Genomic DNA, 19,441 nt, shown 5'->3' with positions numbered 1-19,441 from the left:
TTTAAACTAAGTTAAAAAAGAGCATGCCCTTGAACGCAAGTCAATACCGCTGGTGTGAACTACTTTTAATCTTTTTTTGTTTGCCAACCTTGGCTTACATTTTCCGTGATCATCTCGCTAACTGGCTTTTCCCTGCATTAATTACTTTGATGATCATATGCAGCTTCCTACTACTTAGCGACCCCCATTTTAAACGCTTTCGACTCACAAGCTTAGGTCAGTTCTCTACAATTAAACGTCGACTATTCACCACCTTCTTCGTCGGCGCTTTGTTCTCAGCGATGTTATATGGCTTATTTAATCAAGAAAATTGGTTTGCACTGCCCCTTAATTCCACCACACAGTGGCTGTATTTACTCATCGCCTACCCGATACTCTCGGTGTTGCCTCAAGAGCTTATTTTTAGGAGTTATTTTTTCCATCGATACAAACGTATACTGCCTAAAAAAAGTACAAGAATCGTACTCAGTGCAGCAGTATTCGCGCTAGCCCATTGCGTTTACGATAACTGGGTAGCAATTGCATTGTCATTTGCAGGCGGCCTACTATTTTCGTATACCTATGCGCATAGCCGTTCATTGATGGTGTGTGTGCTTGAACACAGCTTATGGGGATTATGGATATTTACCTTAGGAATGGGTCAATACCTTGATTCTGGCATGACTTTTTAGCAAAACGCCGAGGCTAGGCTCGGCGTTGTGGTTATTTGGCTGAGTTTTGCTTAGAAGCCAAATATACTAAATGCAAAGAATTTAGTTGCAACGGTATTGATAAAAATAACCAATAAAACCACTGGGATAAAAGTAGATAGTGAAAAGTTCACGTACTTCTCACCAAAGCTGCCTTTATATTTTTCACAGCCTTGCTCTAGCTCTGCATTTAAGTTTGACTTTTTCCAGCGATAAATCACGAATAAACAAACCATCAAACCATTTAACGGCAAGATAGTGTCGTAGAATACGTCATAAACCAGGTCAAACATACTCTTGTCTGCGCCACCATAGCTAACAAACTTGGTTAACCAATCAACCATACCAAATGACATGGTACATAGCACGGTCAACAAACCTGTTGTAGCGGCTAAGATCAAGAGTGCTTTTTTACGACTGATGCATTTTTCTTCCATCAATGCAGCCGTTGGTACTTCCACGATTGACACCAAAGAGGTGATTGCAGCAAAAAATACCAGTAAGAAGAAAACAAATGCAACGATAGATGCACCTACGTAACCGATATCCGTTTGTAGCGCCAATAATATTTTTGGTAAAAATTCAAAAATCATCGACACTGATGACTCAGATAACTCATCAGTATTGGTTGCAGGGTTAAAGCTAAATATTGCAGGTAGAACCATCAGACCTGCGATAAAAGCCACTAAAGAGTCGGTGATAGCCACCATCTTTGCGCCACCTACAATATCGTCATTCTTTGAAATATAAGAGGCATAGGTCATTAAAATCCCCATCCCTAAAGACAGTGAAAAGAATGCTTGCGATAACGCGCCGTTAAGCACGCTGGCGTCCATTTTTGAAAAATCAGGAACGATGTAATAACGTACCCCAGCCATTGCATTATCTAGTGTCAGTACATACACAACTAAGCCAATCAGCAGCACAAATAACGAAGGCATTAAAAACTTAGCAGCTTTCTCAATCCCTTCTTTTACGCCACCAACTAAAATCAAGTTAACAATCACACCAACCAACAACATGTACCAAAAGACACTGCTTTGATTTATAAATTGTCCAAAGTGGCTTGGGTTTGCCAATGCATCTAGATTACCCATCGCCGTTTGTGCCAAATAACCGAAGATCCAAACGGTGATAACCATGTAAAATACAGCTATCATAAATGGCGTCAGGACGGCTAAAGCACCGGCAATAGACCAACGCTTATCACCACCAGAAAGTGCCTTATAAGCACCATAAGGGTCTTTTTGCGCTTTTCTGCCCATTGCCATTTCCGCCATCATTACTGGCAAACAAATAAATGCAACAAATAAGGCATACACTATTAAAAAAGCGCCACCACCATTTTTTGTAGCTGAAACAGGAAAACCGACCAAGTTACCTATACCAACCGCTGATCCGGCAGCGGCAAGTATAAAACCTAGTCGAGAGCTAAAATGCTCACGATTTGCACTCATGTGGAAAACCTTATTATTATTTTTTATAAATATCCGAGCGACTCTACCAGCCTTGGCGTGGGCTTTTCAAGTCTTTAAGGACAAAGCAGGCAACAAATAGCCTTGAGGATTTACAATATAGAGTAAAGCAGACTAATATAAGCACTTATTTTGTTTTAACATTGAACCTTTCTCTATGCTTTATATGATTTATTCTACAGATGTAGAAAACTCTTTAGAAAAACGCCTAGCAACACGCCCTGCACACCTTGCCCGTTTAACAGAATTAAAAGAACAAAATCGTTTGTTTGCAGCAGGTCCGTTACCAGCCATAGATAGTGAAGACCCCGGTCTTGCAGGATTTACAGGCTCACTCGTCATTGCAGAATTTGCATCTTTGGAGCAAGCTCAAGCTTGGGCTAATGCTGATCCTTATATCGAAGCTGGCGTATACGCTAACAGCATTGTTAAACCATATAAAAGAGTACTCCCTTAGATTCAGTTTTGGTTAATTCCCCCTGTCGTAGGATTTGCACAAGAAGTTAAGCAATCCAAACCGTGGAGCTTAGTAAAATGCGATTGTCAGTTTGTTTTCTAATTTTTGTCTGCCTGTGTTGCACTCAAATCGTGAATGCAACCGATGCAGGAAAAAATATAGATAAAAAACAAGCCATTGAACTAGCGCTCGCTCAGTATCAAGGGCGAACACTTAAGATCACTGAACAAAGTGACAGTTTCGTAGTCAGAATTTTACAAACCGACGGCCGCGTTATTGACATTCATGTTGATAAAAAAACCGGAGCTGTTACAAAGGATTAAAAATGCGAATTTTAGTAATCGAAGACGATATTCAACTTGCCGAAAACCTACGCAGTGCATTAGAAAAAGAAAGATACAGTATTGATTTATGCCACGATGGTGAATCTGGATTATTTCATATCACTGAATACCCACTAGATATGGCAGTGATCGATTTAGGTCTACCAAAGTTAGATGGTATTGAGCTTATACGCCAAGCACGTGCCGCCGGTGTTAAAATACCAATCTTGATTTTAACTGCGCGAGATCGTTGGCAAGACAAAGTTGAGGGTTTAGATGCGGGTGCAGATGACTACCTAACTAAACCATTTCATGTTGAAGAGCTCATCGCGCGCTGTAATGCACTTATTCGCAGAAGCGCGGGCCAAGCCAACCCTGAAATTAGCATTGGACCTATTAAGATCCATACTCGCTCGCAGCAGGTTTGGGTTAACGAGCAAGAGTTATCATTGACTGCGTACGAATACAAAGTACTTGAATATATGATGGTTAATCCTCAAAAAGTGATCTCAAAATCAGAGTTAACTGAGCATATTTACGACCAAGATTTTGATTTAGATTCAAACGTTATTGAAGTGTTTGTTTTAAGACTGCGCAAAAAGCTCGACCCTGATGGCAGTTTAAACCCAGTTGAAACACTACGTGGTAGAGGATACAGGTTTAAAACTCAGTGGTAAAAGCAGCCGAAATCTCCCTTAAAATAAGACAAGGATTTATCCTTGTCTTTGTGCTTATAGTCGCACTACCCGCTTTATTTTTCGCAATTGGCCGCGCTTATCATGCCTCTTTAGTGGAAGCGACCGAGAAAACCCTCGAGGCACATCTATACTCTTTGATCTCTGAAGTAGAGTTTGTAGAAGATGGTTTAGAAATGCCACGCACAATTCTCGCTCCCGAATTAAATAGAATTAATTCCGATACTTTTGCACTTATCTATCAAGGCCAAGATTTAGTCTGGTACTCAGAGTCTGCCGTGAATCTATCAATTTCACCAATATTCGATGACCGCCAGGCCGGGGCCGCTGAGTTTAAATTAGTCGATTACGGTGCTGGACAATTCTGGCAATTAAGCTTGACCGTTATTTTAGGCAATGCTGACTTCTCTCAGCAGGCGCGCTTTATATTGCTAAAAGATAATAAGGCGCTGGTAAAATTGATGTCCGGCTTTAGAAATACCCTCATCAGTTGGACTTTGGTCATGGGCGTCATTATTGCGGCATTAATGGCGATTGGGTTTATTTGGAGTGCACGCCCACTGCAAAGGCTAGATAAAGAAATAAAGGCTGTTGAAGCTGGTCAAGTTGATAAAATCAGCGGCGACTACCCAAAAGAGCTGCTTACCATAAAGTCTGACCTTAACTTGCTGCTCGATTCACAGCGACGTCAAAAGGAGCGCTATCGCGCTTCGTTGAGTGACTTAGCGCACGCCCTTAAAACGCCTCTGGCGGTATTAAAATCTAGCGAATTAGCAAAAGATCTCGATGCGCAAGAACAGCTAGATAGAATTAATGCCATGATCGAACATCAATTAAAAAGGGCCGCAACAGGTGCCTCCGACACTTGGAAAAAGCAAACAAGAGTAAAACCAATTCTCGACTCAATTTTAAATGCCATGAAAAAGGTCTATCATGAAAAGGAGATAATTTTTAATTCGCAGTGCGATGACAAGATTGCTTTTTTAGGTGACAAAACCGACTTGATGGAAATTTTGGGCAATGTTATCGACAACGCATGTAAAGCGTGTAGTACACGTGTAGATATAAGTGTGCGTTTTGATAAATATAAAACGCTTCAGCTTGATATTGAAGACGATGGCCCAGGAATACCAGTGCATCAACGCTCGGAATTGCTAAAAAGAGGTAGTCGTTTGGATACGTACGAAGCTGGTCACGGCGTCGGGATGGCGATTGTGTCAGACTTAGTTAACTCTTACCACGGTAATATTGAGATAGGAAGCTCTAAGTTTGCAGGTGCCAGGTTTTTAATTGAATTCAATTATGACAAAAATTAGTGTTTCGTTTGTTTGCTTAATGCCGCTAGCTGCGATTGCAAACACACCAGAGATCACCCTTTCTGACTGCTCTTCCTTAGAGAGTTACCTTCCTGCTGAGTCAAAAGTGTATATCAAATGTCTAGATAGCAATATCGACGTGCTACGCAGGCATCAACAAAGCTGGATAAACAAACTTTTACACGATATTGAGCTGATACAAGAGCAAACTGGTAACACACAGTTAATGACCATAATTAAAAGAAGCATTGTTTATCATGAGCAGTATGCTGAAGATACCTGTAAATGGCGCTATTTGTATACGCTACCTAACTCTATTAGAGCGTCGGCAGCGCACAAAAAATGCACCATTAGGCTACTGCGTAAACACATTGAAGACTTGCAACATCCCTACTAAGTCTGATTACTCTTCGCTGCTGCCTAACATGGTTGCTAGCCAGCGGCCATCTTCACTGTTTTCTAGTGCTATTTTTACCACCATTGTCAAAGGAACTGACAACAACATACCCACTGTGCCTAGTAACCATCCCCAAAAAATCAATGACAGAAACACTACCAACGCTGATAGACCCAATCCTCTGCCCATATACTTAGGTTCTACGATATTACCCATAACGGTATTGATAGTGACGTAGCCTATGGCAACAATTCCTGCTATCAATGGCCCTTGCGTAAGAAGTGCTAACAGCACAGCGGGAATGGCCGCAATAATCGAACCGATATTTGGAATATAGTTAAGTAAAAAAGCGACCACGCCCCATAAGATGAAGTAGTCAATATCTAACAACCATAATAGTAACGAGGCACACAGACCCGTCCCTAACGAAACCATGGTTTTTATTGCAAGATAGGAATTGATGGACTCTAAAAATCTATCTATTTGTTTGATCTTCATTTCAGGGTCATCAAGCGCTAGGTGTACCTTATTGGTGATCGTTGGCGCTTCAAACAACATGAATACCACTGTAAGAATAATTAAAAATACGTTGGCCATAACACCACCAAACCCAGTAAGCATGGAAGATGCCATATCAATCATTTTGCCAGGGTCAAACAGCGAAATAATTTGCTGTTTATCAATCAAAATATTGTGCTGCGCGGCGGTATCGACGAGCCACAAAAACTTGCTTTGCAACTGCTCCCTATAGCTGGGCAATTGCTGGGAAAAGTCATTTACAGATTGCCCTACGAGCCCCGCTATACTTGTGCCAATGCCAAGCACAAGGCAAATAACGATAATAATGGCGATTCCTTTGGGAATATGAAAACGGGCGAAAAACTTTAATAGCGGATTACATATAATCGCAATGAATGCGGCCAATATGAAAGGCACAATAATGTCACTGGCAAGCTTCACTCCCGCTAACACGATGACCAGAGAAGCTAACACGACAAGGCTCTTATTTAGTCCAGATAATGACGACACACTATTTCCCTTATATTTTTTTACTGAGTTTAAAGCAATACCATACAAAATAAAACGCTATGATCTTTATTCGGTATTTTCCGTAAATTACCTACACTTAACAGATAAACTTTAATTGACTGAGTGTTTTGTATGAATATATTGGTGACTGGTGCAACGGGTTTAATTGGCGATAAGCTATGCCGATTTCTATATAATAAGCATCAAGTATGTGTGTTAACACGCAATGTGCCAAAAGCTCAGGGGCAGTTTAAAAACCGCGTAACCTGCACAGATACTTTAGATGATGTTGACTTCAACAATATTGATGCTGTCATCAATTTAGCCGGAGAGCCAATTGCGGATAAACGTTGGACCGAGCAACAAAAACAACAAATTCTCGACAGTCGTATCAATATTACGGCACAAATCGTTAATAAAATAGCGCAAGCGCAAACCCCTCCCCATACATTCATCTCAGGTAGTGCCGTTGGTTATTATGGCCGACAAAGTAATCATGTCCTCATAGACGAACGCTGGGAAAACCCAAATCAAGAGTTTAGCCACTCTTTATGTAAACAGTGGGAAGAGCTTGCATTAAGTGCTCAAAGTTCAAACACACGGGTTTGTATCTTACGAACTGGGATTGTTCTTAGCCAACACGGCGGCGCGCTGGGTAAAATGCTGTTACCTTTTAAACTCGGTTTAGGAGGTAAGCTTGCCAGCGGCGAACAAATGATGTCTTGGATCCATATCGATGACATGACTCACATCATTTTGTATCTGCTAAAGCACCATGAGTTAAGTGGGGTCTTTAACGCTACAGCACCAAACCCTGTCAGTAATCAAGATTTTACCAAAGCATTGTGTCATGCCCTCAACAGGCCAATGCTATTTCCTATGCCAGAAAAAATCTTGAGATTGCTCTTTGGAGAAATGGCAGATTTGCTTATTTTTGGACAAGCTGTTGTACCAAAGCGCTTGCAACGTGCTGGGTATCGCTTTAGGTTTAGTGACATTAATGACGCAATGACAAGCCTGATAGTTAGAGATAACTAACAGGCCTAAAAAGGATGCCTTAAAGCGCGACAATATTGGTAAAAAGAATGATGGTCAAAATAAGACAAATGACTATCAACAAGAGACTTAACCATCTACCATAGTGCATACCTTGCCATGACTGTCGCCATACGTATGTGGGTTTTATTGGTAATTCACGGTGTTGCCTAACTAGCTTTAAGCCATACATATAGGTACCTGAAATAGCTAACGCACTTAAAACACAACCAAAAATGAAGTACACAATTTTGCTAGAAATTCCGTAAAACGTACCGAAATGCAACGGGTCGGCCGCCTCAGAAATACGTACATGTAAAGACTGTTCTTGCGCATAGCGCCGTGAAATATAGTCTCCGTTCAGCGGATTAAAAATCACGTTATTCGCCCTATCTCGCACCAACACAGTGTCGTTCTGCCCTTGAAAAATAAGGGTATTCCACCTCTTTGAAGGCATCAGAACCGCCTTTATTTGCATGTCATGGTAATCCTTTACACGCGCTAGTGTCTTATCAAATACGGCCTGACTGGGCATAATAGGGTCTTGCTGCCCCATTTGAATGTGATCTTGCTGCATTGGGAAATCTGCATCTAAACCCCAAAGTTCCGCCAAGTACCAAACACCAGTTACGCAAACAACCAATAACAGCCAACTGGACCATAAACCAAACAATCGGTGGCAATCATTCCAAAAAACTTTGCGATTTTGTGTGCGAGGTTTCCTAAAAAAGTTCTTCCACCACTTGGGAAACATAAAAAAGCCAGAAACAAGCGAAAAGAACATCAATAAACCCATAACACCAACAATTGATGTCCCGTATATGGTTGGCATCATAAGGTGGCGATGAGCCATCCTAAAAAACCGCTGCCAATTATACCAGCGGCCATCCCCTTGATATGCTCCCGTAATTGGATGGTAATATTCTCGATGCCTCATCCCTTGCTCATCCACGGTGATCACTTCAACAGCAAACCAGTCATCAATGGGCGAATGAATACTCTGAATAGAATTAGTGCGCTGGTGTGCATTTGCTGCTTTATATACTGCTGACCAGTTCACATTAGATGAATCCACAGCGGGTAAAACTCGCTTACTAGAATTAGCTAACCAATCTATTTCATGGGAAATAACCGCCAAAGTGCCTGTTACTAATATAAAGCAAATCAGGATTGAGAGTTTAATACCGGCTAAACTATGCCATTTGTACCAAGATTTTTTGTTCATTGTATCGTTACATCTGCATTTAAAACGTTAAGACCCCAATAAATGGGGTCTCAATATTTAGTCTTGCTGATTAAAGCGTGTAGCTTACTTGCAACACTATGCTTCGAGGTTCACCAGGGAAATGGCCATTTCGTTTATTAAACCCACTTGTTGCATACTCTTTATCAAAGATATTTTTAAGATTAAGTTGAATCTCAAAATTCTCGATTTGCGTTTGCCAACTCGCATCCCAAGTTACGTATGATTTTACCGTTTGACCACTTAAACTCACTCGCTCATCTACATAGTCAAAGCCAAGTGAAATTGAAGAATTGAGGTTAGGTAACGCATATCGCGCCCACATACCCAAGGTATGGTCTGGCGCATTTGCGAATTCATCACCAACCGTATTAGCAATATCAACTGGGTTACCACCTGTGATGGTGGCATCGTTGTATGCGTAGTTAATCGTCCCCGTTAAATGCTCTGTAATATCGCCAATAACATCGATTTCAATACCTTTACTGGTAACTTCGCCAATTTGTAACTGTTCAGGTAAACCACTACCTTCAACGTAATTTGGGTTACTCACCGCCACATCATCTTTAACAATATGATAGGTTGAAAATGTGGTTGTTAAGCTGCCGTCTAGCCAAATATTCTTAATGCCAAATTCATGCTGCGCACTCGACTCTGGGCCAAATATTTCACCTGATTCAGGTTGTTGACTCAATGACTGCGGGCTAAAGCCTTCTGATCTATTAACGAATAGCGACATATTCTCGTTCGGCTGATAAATTGCACCAACGCGAGGACTCAACTTGTTGTCACTGACTTTCTTTGTCCCTTGTTTGTCTTCAAAACTATCATAACGAAGGCCAGCAATTGCAATCCATTGTTCACTCAAACGTATTTGATCTTGCACATACACACCTTGGCGTTGGCTCTGAGTCTTTTGAAGCGCCGCGTTAATACGCATGTACTTACTTGTGTCAGCACCATACACAGGGTTTACAATATCAAGTGTAGGAACATGATTCTCTCGATTAAACATATCTTGAGGATTTGTATAATTTTTAGGATTAAGCGTTCTTGTTAAGTCACTTACCTTGTTCTCAAAGTCTTGATCAGCCTTGGCATAGTCAGCGCCAAATAAGAACATATGCTCAACGCCTGCAAACGTTGTCTCATAGACAAAGTCTGTTGTTACGCTCCATTCATCACTGCTTCGCTCTTGATCTCTAAATTGACGCATCATCGCCGTGTCTTGCGTTGCAAAGCCCAACATATCTAATACAGGCAGATACTGCTCTTTTTTCGCCTCAGATAAATCTCCAATTAAACCTAAATTCTCATGATATTGTTGAGTGCGCTCATTACTAAAACCACGAATGACGGTAGTATTGGTTAAGTTATTGGCTAAATCAAAATTGGCAGTCAATTGATATACGTCAGCTTTCAAATCTTGGAAATCAGACTTTTCATTGGCATTGTAGCTGATGTCAGTTAAAAAGTGGCCGTTATCATCAACCGGAACACCACGTAAGCGATGGCCAACTAATGATTGGTCTATATGATCATATTGAAATATTAATTCAGTTTTATCATTGGCATACCAGGTTAGGCCCGCTGACAACAAGGTGTTTGTTTCTTCAGCGTTGTTGCGATAGCTATTTTTATCTTGGTGAAAACCTGCGACTCGATAAGCAAGTGTATTTTCACTGAGCGTACCAGTCGTTTCAACGTGGCCACCTAATAGTTCATCATTGCCTGTAAAAAGTGCTACTTGTGCGCTTTGTTCGAACTTTGGTTTCTTAGTTACATAATTGAGTAATCCACCTGGTTGACCTGCGCCATAAAGCATACCTGTTGGCCCTTTTAGCACTTCAACGCGCTCAACATTAAATAGTTGTGGAATAGAAAAGCCTGAGAATGGGTCGCCCTGTACACCGTCATACCTTACTTGGTCTTGTCTAAAACCACGGGCTGTTACACCTGAATAGCTAAATTGAGTAACACCCGAAATAGAACGGTAAAGATCGGTTGTTTGACGCGCAGCTTGGTCTTGAATTAATTGTTTACTCAACACCTGCACAGATTGTGGAAGGTCCATATAATCTGTTGGTGTTTTCGTAGCCATCGTCGCTTGTTCAACAAAATAAAATTGAGCAGCACGGCCTTTAACTGTAATTACTTCAATATCGCTCTGTTGCGCTACAGACAAGGCTGGTGACAAGGCCGAAGCGACAGCCATAACAATAATCGATTTTTTAAACAAAGCAGTTGTGTAAGGTTGTTTCACAAAGCACTCCTAATGCGGTCAAAGAGACAATAAAAATGTTTACCAATACGTTTACTATTGTGCGTTCAGCCAACTAAAGAGCCTGTTAACGGAACACATTTGATAATGATATATATTCGTATTTATTATTTAGTTTTGCGCATGTTAATGAAAACAGTTTTCATTTGCAAATAATTTTGCGGAACTTTGCAGTAATTAATTTATTCATAACTCTGGCGAGGTTTCTGATATATCTGCTTGTATTACAAGAAAGTAGCATTCGACCACTGGATTATTAACTTTTTTCAATCAAACGCTCCTGAACAAAAGAATGTCAACACCTAAAAACAACGGCTCCTCAACGTAGTGCCACAACCCTATAAAACGGCAATAAAGGTACAAACACACAACTATAAATAGAAACTATTATCATTTAGATTGTTGCTATCTTGTTTTTTTCCTTTATCATACCCCACTCTATCTCGCTGCTATTGCCTTAAATAGCGAACAGCGATTTGTCATAGTTTTTTTAGGGAATTCGCCATGCCAAGTAACCCTTTGACTTTTAAGTCAATTTCTGTAGACCATACTTTCCATTCATCTGGTTTGCCTGTACTCGTTCAGCCTATTAATAGCCCAATTTGGCAAGATTGTATCGATGACATACAGCAACTTGTTGAACAGCTGTTGCATATTCAAGGAGGGCTCTTGTTTAGAGGCTTTAGTGTAAATGGCGCTGATGACTTTAATGCCTTTGCACGTTCATTTGGGCATGATTTGTTGAATTATGACTATGCTTCTACTCCGCGAAATGAAGTGACCAGTGGTGTTTATACCTCTACTGAATATCCAGCTCATCAGGTGATCCCATTACACAATGAACAGGCTTATACCTTGAGTTGGCCATTAAAGATTTGGTTTCATTGCGAAATCGCGCCAGAAAAAGATGGTGAGACCCCTATTGCCGATAGTCGACGAGTATACGACAACATTGCCCCCGCCATTCGTGCACGTTTTGCAGAGCATGGCCTGTTATATGTCCGAAATTACGGTAATGGCCTAGACCTGTCTTGGCAGCAAGCTTTCGGCACATCAGACAAAACGCAAGTTGAGGCATTTTGTGCCAAGAACCATATTGAATGTATATGGAAAGAAGATGGAGAACTGCAAACAAGGCAAATATGCCAAGCGGTTTCAACTCACCCAAGCACCCACGAAAAGGTTTGGTTCAATCAAGCTCATCTATTTCATGTCTCCAATCTAGATGAACATATCAAAGAAACACTCATTTCGATTGTTGGTGAAGAAAACCTCCCAAGAAACGTCTATTACGGCGATGGCAGCCCTATCAAAGATGAAGATCTGCAGCATATTCGACAAGTCCTTAGCCAGTGTCAAGTCAGCTTTCCTTGGCAAAAAGGCGACATCATGATGCTCGACAATATGCTTGCCGCGCACGGTCGAAGTACTTTCAGCGGTGATAGAAAAGTCATTGTAGCCATGGCACAAGGCTATAGCGAACAACGCTAAATCAACACTCGCACCTAAAAAACCATATTACAACCAGACTTAAAAGAGTAAAGAACATGAAAGGTCATTTTGGTAACTGGCAACAAGTACTAGAGCACCACGCACAAACTATTCCCAATCATATTGCACTGGCTAAGTATCAAGGTAGCGATAATCAAGCGCTCAGCTACTCTCAACTGGCACAGCGCGCTAAAGCGCTCGCTTACACGCTTTCACAACACAATAAGTTTGGCGATAGAGTTATGCTTCTGATACCAAATGGTATTGATTATGTTGTCGCATTTTTTGCTTGTATTTACGCTGGCGTAATTGCTGTACCGATTTACCCTGCTCGTCGCAAAGCACGTGATTGGCGAAGACTAAATAGTATTGTTCAAGACTGCCAACCTAATACCCTTATATGCTTAAGCGACGATAGCGAAGCGACAAAAGATTGGTGCGAAGCGCACGATTTAAATATTAATACTATCTTTGCAGATCAGTTAAATATTAACGATGCCACTTTGTGGCAGGCCGAAAATATCGATACCCACGATATTGCCTATTTACAATACAGCTCAGGCTCTACAGGGCAGCCAAAAGGCGTAATGTTGTCGCATCACAACTTGCTTTGTAACACTGGCCTGATTATTGATAGTTTTGAAATGTGTCAATCTGATACCTTAATCAATTGGTTACCGCTGTACCACGATATGGGCTGTGTTGGCGCCACTTTATCACCTCTCAGAGCGGGTGCAACCATATACTTCTTAGCGTCAGCAAAAGTTGCACAAAACCCCTATATTCTGCTGCAGGCCATCACTGACCTTAAAGCAACCATAACAGCAGCACCTAACTTCATCTTCGATTTAGCGACCGAAAAAGTAACAGAGTCACAAAAATCATCGCTTGAGCTTTCCTCATTGCGCGTTTTCGTCAATGGTGCAGAGCCGATTAATGCACAAACGCTTGAAAAGTTTTATGATAATTTTCATAGCGCAGGACTATCGAAGACAGCGGTTAAACCTTGCTATGGCATGGCCGAAGCATGCTTGCTCGTTACTGCAACGCCCATCAATCATTCGTTTAAGCTACTGAGTGTTGATAGTCAGGCGCTCAGCGTTGATAAAGTAAAAATAGCACCTTCAACAGGCAGAAACATCCCCAGTTCAGGCAAACTCATAACACAGATGCCGCTGCGCATAGTTGACCCAGCCACACGCCTCCCGCTTGCCGATGGGCAAATTGGTGAAATTATGTATAAAGGCGACAGCGTAACACGTGGCTACTGGCAAAAACCTGAGCTTAATGAACAAACATTCAATTTAAACATTGAAGGAGAGCCTGGTTTCATGGCAACCGGCGACCTTGGCTTTGTTGACCAACAACAGCTTTACGTGACTGGTCGTAAAAAAGAGATGCTGATTGTGCATGGTTGTAACTATTATCCTCAAGACATCGAGCATTCCTTATTATCACTGAGCAAACTACTGACCCCCCATGGCGCAGCGGTATTCGAAGTTACTCATGCCAATAACAGCAAAGAAATAGTCGTCGTTCAAGAATTAACCAGAGAGTCGATGAGGTTGCATGACTATGAACCTATCTTTAAACAAATAAGAGCCATCATCGCCCAAGAGCATGAGTTGAGAGTTACAGCGATTGTACTCATAAGGCCAGCCTCACTGAGCAAAACTAGCTCAGGGAAAATCCAGCGATTAGCCTGTAAACAAGCTTATATCAATGGCGAACTCAACGCGGTAGCGCAATGGCAACAGCCTGCCATTAGTGAAGTCAGCCTTGCACCACTGCACGCTTATGACAATAAAAGTATAGAAAACTGGGTAATACACTGGATCAGTCATCGATTATCGCAATCGATTGCCACACTATCCCCTTCTCAGCATCTCATGCAAATAGGCCTCGATTCCATCGATGCGATGTCACTCGTAAATGAGTTATCTAAACAACTCGCGTTGAGTATAAGAATTGAAAGTGTCTTAAGTTATCCGACCATTGAGCAACTAGCGACTTACTTAGCAGCACAGTATGCACAGAAAAACCAAACTGCAGCTAACGAAACCCCAACAGAAGGAGTGTTGTAAATGGCGCAAGCATTGCTTAAAGAATGTTGGCAAAAAGGGATAAAACTCAGTGCCGTCAATGGCAACTTGAGCTTTAAAGCCGACAAAGGAGTTATGACACCTCAGCTTATTGAACGCCTAAAAGCACATAAGCCACAGTTACTCTCATTATTACATGCGCAGCCAAATTATTATGATGCTCGTGCACTAAGCGCCAATGAACGGGCTTTGTGGTTTTTGTATCGTTTACGTCCGCAAAGTGTTGCCTACAACATGGCGTATGCAATTGAGTTAAATGAGGTTTATACCACAGAGCAAGTCAATACTGCGTTTGCGCAGCTATGCGCGATTCATCCAGTGCTTGCATTAAATTACGGTGAGCGTGATGGTGAGCCTGTACAGTGGCTCAATGAGTTTAAGCCTGCCAAAGCTGACTTTTATGATTTTGAGAATATCAACAAAGCACAACTCAATGATTGGCTTGAGCAACAAGCAGATACATTGCTTGCGCCGGATCAACACAAAACTTGCCATATCGCATTAGCACATAATCATATCTGCGGAACACCCAATGAAATACAATGTTTTGTAAGCTTAACTATCCATCACATTGCAGCAGACTTTATCTCTTTTGATATTATTCGTAGAGATTTCATTCGCTTACTAAGTGGAAAAACCACAACCCAGCGAAATTATCCTAGTCACTCTTACCAAAAGTGGAGTGAACGCCAAGCGACGACTTTAGATGACACTCATAAACAGTTTTGGTTAGACTCGTTAGCTTCAATCTCGCCTTTGAATCTACCCACTGACTTTGCTTATCAAGCCAACATGGACTCGGCAGGAAAAGAGCTATACAGCACAACGTCACGTGAGTTTGCCAGCAAGCTAAAAGCATTTTGCCGCGCGAATAATATCACACCATATATTTGGTGGTTAGCGGCGTTTGAATGGTTTATGGCGCGCTTATCAGGACAAACTCAATTTGTCATCGGTACCCCCAGTGCCGGTCGCCTAACTCCTGAAGATGCCGAAATTGTTGGCTATACAGTAAACCCATTAGCCCTCAACTGCAAAATTGACCCATCTGAGCGTTTTGAACAATTCTTAATGAACGTCAAAGCGCAGAGCACTGAGGCGCTAAAACACCAACAATATCCATTCGCAAAGCTAGTTGACCAACTAGATATCGATAGAGAATCTCAGCGAAGTCCTGTATTTCAGCATATGTTTACGCTCAACAGCACCCATGTTGATCACTGGGTTGACGAGCAAATAAAGCAAGAGCTGTTGGCTGAGCAGCGTGGTGCAGCCCATGAATTAAATCTTGTTGTCGTCGATCACAACGAGACATTCACATGTAAGTGGCGCTTTAACAACAGTTTATATAAGCAGCAAACGGTTGAAACCTTTCAAGCCATGTTTATGCATTGGGTTGAACAGCTGCTCAACGATGCAGCAATCACCTATTGCAACTTACAGAGCTGCCCTTGTTCACTTGCAGCAAAATTAACGGCTGTAAAAAATAAGCCAATTAACAATACCGCTTGGCAAGCGTTCGTTACTCAAGTTGAGCAAACACCTCACCATATTGCGCTCAGTGAGCAAGAACATCAAGTTGACTATATACAGCTAAACGCGCTCGTTGAGCGAGCTTGCATTACACTAAGCAAACACGGCTTTGGCCAAGGTGATAGGCTAGGTATTACACTCGAAAGAAGCCGCGCACAAGTTATCGCAATGCTGGCAAGTTGGAAATTAGGCGGCTCATTCTTAGTACTTGATCCGCAGTGGCCAGCTGAACGTGTCGATTACATTGTGCAAGACGCCAGTCTAAAGTTACTTGTCGACGACAATCCTCACCCAGGTAAGGATACATACCTTACCTATCTAAGTGGTGAGCAGTTAACACACATTGATACCACAAATTATCCATTGGTTGCACAGCCTCAGGTAAGTCCTCAAGATGAAGCGTATCTGATTTACACATCAGGCTCGACGGGCCAACCTAAAGCGGTCCAGCTCACCCACAGCAACTTGGTACATTATGTCAATGCCCTAAGCCACGCAATACCTTTAAGCCAAACGGCAAGCATGACCAGTTTGTCTAAACATAGTGCGGATTTAGGTTATACCGCTCTTTTTGGCGCGCTGTTGACTGGTCGAGAATATCGCATCTTAAACGAGCATCTTGCATTAGACAGCCAAGCATTGGTAAATGAACTCAAACAGTATCCTATAGATTGTTTGAAAATCGTACCGTCGCACTTTTATGGTTTATTACAAGCTGAGTCAAATGCAGCGCTACTTCCTTCTCAAGCCCTGATATTTGGTGGCGAAGCATTAACGCAACAAGTTATTGCAGCGGTTAAAGATTATGCGCCTTCACTTGAGATATTTAATCACTATGGACCAACTGAAGCCACAATTGGTGCCCTAGTACACAAGGTGTCCGAGCATCCAGCTACAACCACTGCGCCTATTGGCTCGCCTCTACAAAACTACGACATAAAAGTCGTCGATGCGAGCGGCCAATTACAAGCTCTAGGCCTCGCTGGTGAACTGCATATTGGCGGACCGGCACTGGCAAATGGTTATTTAAATCAATGCCAGATGACTGATGAGAAATTTTATGAGCGACAAGGTCAGCGATGGTATCGCACTGGCGACAGCGTCGTAATCAATGACGGTTTGGTCTACTTCCTTGGTCGTAATGATGACCAAATAAAAATCCGTGGCTATCGTGTTGAATTAGGAGAAGTGGAAGCTGCTCTCAAACAACACATCGAACAAGCCGCTGTTGTGGCTTACAAAAATGACGATAATCAAACTCAGCTTATCGCATATGTGGTTGCTGATGAGCCACAGCAACAACAACTAAAAGAGCAGATAGCTTTATTACTTCCTCCTTATATGGTGCCTGCCCAATGGTATCGAGTAGAACAACTACCAAGGCTAGCAAATGGTAAAATTGACCGAAAATCGCTCATTCACGATGTTGCACAGCGCGAGACTGAATCACAACGAGCAACCGATGCACCGACTGCGTTATCTGATGAACATCTAAAACTTGAGCAGCAACTACTCGACATATGGCAATCTTTGCTGAACCGCCCTAACATCGGTGTGGAAGATGACTTTTTTAGTGTTGGTGGTGACTCAATCCTGGGCTTACAAGTCATTGCTCAAGCACGTAAACACAGTATTAACATCAAACCTCAGCAGCTATTTGAATACAAGACTATACGCAAGTTAGTCGCACAGCTGATTGAAGCCAACATACCAAAAGAGCAACAAGTTCTTCTAACGATTGTGCGAGAAACATTAAATAATCCTGATGTTCAAGCACATGATGACTTCTTTGCGGTTGGCGGTGATTCAATCTTGAGCCTACAGCTTGTTGCTAAAGCAAGAAAAGCGGGTATCCAACTACTGCCTAAAGATATCTTCACCCATAAGAGTGTTGCTAAACTCATGGTGCATTTGCAGCTTTCAAATCAGCCTGCTGCTAAGCAAACACCGCATAAGGAAAAACTCAGTGAAGCACCCTTTCCTTTAACACCAATTCAACATTGGTTTTTTGAGCAACGGCTTGCAAACCCCCACTATTGGAACCAATCAGTTCAGCTCAATATTCATAGCGAACTAAACTTTAATGCGTTGCAACAAGCTGCTGCACAAGTACTGCAAACTCATGCCGCGCTACGTTTGTCTTTTAGCAACTCAAATGGACAATGGCAGCAACAGTACAACCCATATCAACAAGCGTGGCTTGCAGATGCTGTTCAGCAAACAACGCAAGCAGCGTGTGAGGCAACATTTAAAACTTTCCAAAGCCAATTTAATTTGTCTCAAGCTCCACTGGTGAGATTTGTACACTTTAAGACCGATAACGTTTTGTTATGTACCGCACACCACCTTGTTGTTGACGCCCTCTCGTGGCAAGTGATTTTGGACGATTTGCTCAGCGCCTATCATGCTATCTGCCAAGGAACGTCTCACACACTACCTGATGTTCAGTATGAATTTGATCAATGGCAACGCTATCTGACTAAATTGTCGAGCGACCCAACTATTTTGAAGCAGCAAACCTATTGGCAGTCTCAATTACAGACATCTGCGCTATTTGCTGAGCAAACTGACAACCTATACCAAGATGCACAAACGATAGTGACGTCGCTTGACAGCACTACGACAAAGCAACTGCTAAGCAACGCTAACTTAGCCTACAACACCAGCACTCAGGAGTTGTTGCTAAGTGCGCTGACAAAAACGCTGTGTACTCATTGGCAACTACCTGCAATTACCATCGATCTTGAAGGTCATGGTCGAGAAGCACATTTATTAGCGCAACAGGAGGAGCAAGATGTCTCACGCACCGTTGCTTGGTTTACCACTCGTTTTGCGCAAAAATTTAGCGTAACCGGCTGTATTGAAAGAAATATAATTGCGACGAAAGAGCAATTACGTTTTATGCCAAACAAAGGCATTGGCTATGGCTTGCTACGCTACTTGCAACCCCAAAACGACGTAATGACGACTGGAAACTCCGATCTTGTGTCATTTAATTTCTTAGGAAGTCGCAACAACGATATAAATGAGCACTTTAGCCTCAAACATGGACTGGTACCAGCAACTCGAGACGCTAACAACCGCCGAGCACATTTACTAGATATTAATATTCTGGTTGAAAACCAACAGCTGCACATTCATTGGAGTTACCCCAAGTTGCATAGCGCTTTTAGCAATATGGACGACATTGTTCAAGCGTTCAACGACAACTTAATGGCAATTATTGCCCACTGCCTCGACAGCAATTTTGGACGAGCGACGGGGGCTGACTTTACGCTTGCCAACATAGACGACCAAGCATTTATTCGTTTACTCAATGAGCTGACACTTCCTAGTAGCCGCAGCACGCAACCGACACAGCATTAAATGAGCAAT

The 19,441-nt window shown here is 42.1% G+C and carries 14 protein-coding genes; 10 read left to right on the top strand and 4 right to left on the bottom strand.

Annotated elements, in window-relative coordinates:
- Positions 1-29: 29 nt before the first annotated feature.
- The gene (locus tag HC733_RS05100) at positions 30-671 is read left to right on the top strand and encodes a CPBP family intramembrane glutamic endopeptidase (RefSeq protein WP_190363972.1); all 642 of its coding nucleotides are present in this window, start codon (positions 30-32) and stop codon (positions 669-671) included.
- 50 nt (positions 672-721) lie between these two features.
- Here the strand turns inward: HC733_RS05100 and HC733_RS05095 are convergent, their stop codons facing one another.
- Entirely contained in the window at positions 722-2,146 is a 1,425-nt protein-coding gene (locus HC733_RS05095) for a sodium-dependent transporter (protein WP_190363971.1), read from the bottom strand.
- 175 nt (positions 2,147-2,321) lie between these two features.
- On the opposite strand from HC733_RS05095, the gene HC733_RS05090 reads away from it, so the two are divergent.
- The 5 genes from HC733_RS05090 to HC733_RS05070 all read left to right on the top strand — a co-directional run bounded on the left by HC733_RS05090 (position 2,322) and on the right by HC733_RS05070 (position 5,352).
- Complete coding sequence (locus HC733_RS05090) at positions 2,322-2,621, top strand: YciI family protein (RefSeq protein WP_190363970.1); 300 nt, start codon at positions 2,322-2,324, stop codon at positions 2,619-2,621.
- A 131-nt stretch (positions 2,622-2,752) separates the two neighbouring features.
- Positions 2,753-2,944, top strand: a complete 192-nt coding sequence (locus HC733_RS05085) for a PepSY domain-containing protein (RefSeq protein ID WP_238937439.1) — start codon at positions 2,753-2,755, stop codon at positions 2,942-2,944.
- Positions 2,945-2,946: 2 nt separating this feature from the next.
- Positions 2,947-3,621 carry a response regulator transcription factor gene (locus tag HC733_RS05080; protein ID WP_190363968.1) on the top strand — a complete coding sequence of 225 codons (675 nt, stop codon included), beginning with the start codon at positions 2,947-2,949 and terminating at the stop codon, positions 3,619-3,621.
- The gene (locus HC733_RS05075) at positions 3,615-4,955 is read left to right on the top strand and encodes an ATP-binding protein (RefSeq protein WP_190363967.1); all 1,341 of its coding nucleotides are present in this window, start codon (positions 3,615-3,617) and stop codon (positions 4,953-4,955) included. Before HC733_RS05080 ends, HC733_RS05075 begins: the two co-directional genes overlap by 7 nt.
- Positions 4,942-5,352, top strand: coding sequence for a hypothetical protein (locus HC733_RS05070; RefSeq protein ID WP_190363966.1), 411 nt, complete (start codon positions 4,942-4,944; stop codon positions 5,350-5,352). Before HC733_RS05075 ends, HC733_RS05070 begins: the two co-directional genes overlap by 14 nt.
- A 6-nt stretch (positions 5,353-5,358) precedes the next feature.
- On the opposite strand, the gene HC733_RS05065 is transcribed toward HC733_RS05070, so the two are convergent.
- Positions 5,359-6,381, bottom strand: a complete 1,023-nt coding sequence (locus HC733_RS05065; protein WP_190363965.1) for an AI-2E family transporter — start codon at positions 6,379-6,381, stop codon at positions 5,359-5,361.
- Between the two features lie 132 nt (positions 6,382-6,513).
- On the opposite strand from HC733_RS05065, the gene HC733_RS05060 reads away from it, so the two are divergent.
- A complete protein-coding gene (locus HC733_RS05060; RefSeq protein WP_190363964.1) occupies positions 6,514-7,419 on the top strand; it encodes a TIGR01777 family oxidoreductase in 906 nt (301 codons plus the stop codon).
- Between the two features lie 19 nt (positions 7,420-7,438).
- Here the strand turns inward: HC733_RS05060 and HC733_RS05055 are convergent, their stop codons facing one another.
- Together HC733_RS05055 and HC733_RS05050 are read right to left on the bottom strand one after the other, a co-directional pair.
- On the bottom strand, positions 7,439-8,641 hold the full coding sequence (locus HC733_RS05055; RefSeq protein WP_190363963.1) for a PepSY-associated TM helix domain-containing protein: 1,203 nt from the start codon (positions 8,639-8,641) through the stop codon (positions 7,439-7,441).
- A gap of 70 nt (positions 8,642-8,711) precedes the next feature.
- The gene (locus HC733_RS05050) at positions 8,712-10,922 is read right to left on the bottom strand and encodes a TonB-dependent siderophore receptor (protein WP_342365988.1); all 2,211 of its coding nucleotides are present in this window, start codon (positions 10,920-10,922) and stop codon (positions 8,712-8,714) included.
- Positions 10,923-11,444: 522 nt separating this feature from the next.
- On the opposite strand from HC733_RS05050, the gene HC733_RS05045 reads away from it, so the two are divergent.
- The 3 genes from HC733_RS05045 to HC733_RS05035 are packed head-to-tail and all read left to right on the top strand — an operon-like array spanning position 11,445 to position 19,432.
- A complete protein-coding gene (locus tag HC733_RS05045) occupies positions 11,445-12,431 on the top strand; it encodes a TauD/TfdA family dioxygenase (protein WP_190363962.1) in 987 nt (328 codons plus the stop codon).
- Positions 12,432-12,487: 56 nt separating this feature from the next.
- Positions 12,488-14,515 carry an AMP-binding protein gene (locus HC733_RS05040; RefSeq protein WP_190363961.1) on the top strand — a complete coding sequence of 676 codons (2,028 nt, stop codon included), beginning with the start codon at positions 12,488-12,490 and terminating at the stop codon, positions 14,513-14,515.
- Complete coding sequence (locus HC733_RS05035; protein WP_190363960.1) at positions 14,516-19,432, top strand: non-ribosomal peptide synthetase; 4,917 nt, start codon at positions 14,516-14,518, stop codon at positions 19,430-19,432.
- Positions 19,433-19,441 lie beyond the last annotated feature (9 nt).

The organism is Pseudoalteromonas sp. S16_S37 (assembly GCF_014694405.1).
In the GTDB taxonomy this organism is placed as follows: domain Bacteria; phylum Pseudomonadota; class Gammaproteobacteria; order Enterobacterales; family Alteromonadaceae; genus Pseudoalteromonas.
Note: the sequence above shows the minus strand (reverse complement) of the source record. Positions and strands in the feature narration are given on the sequence as shown.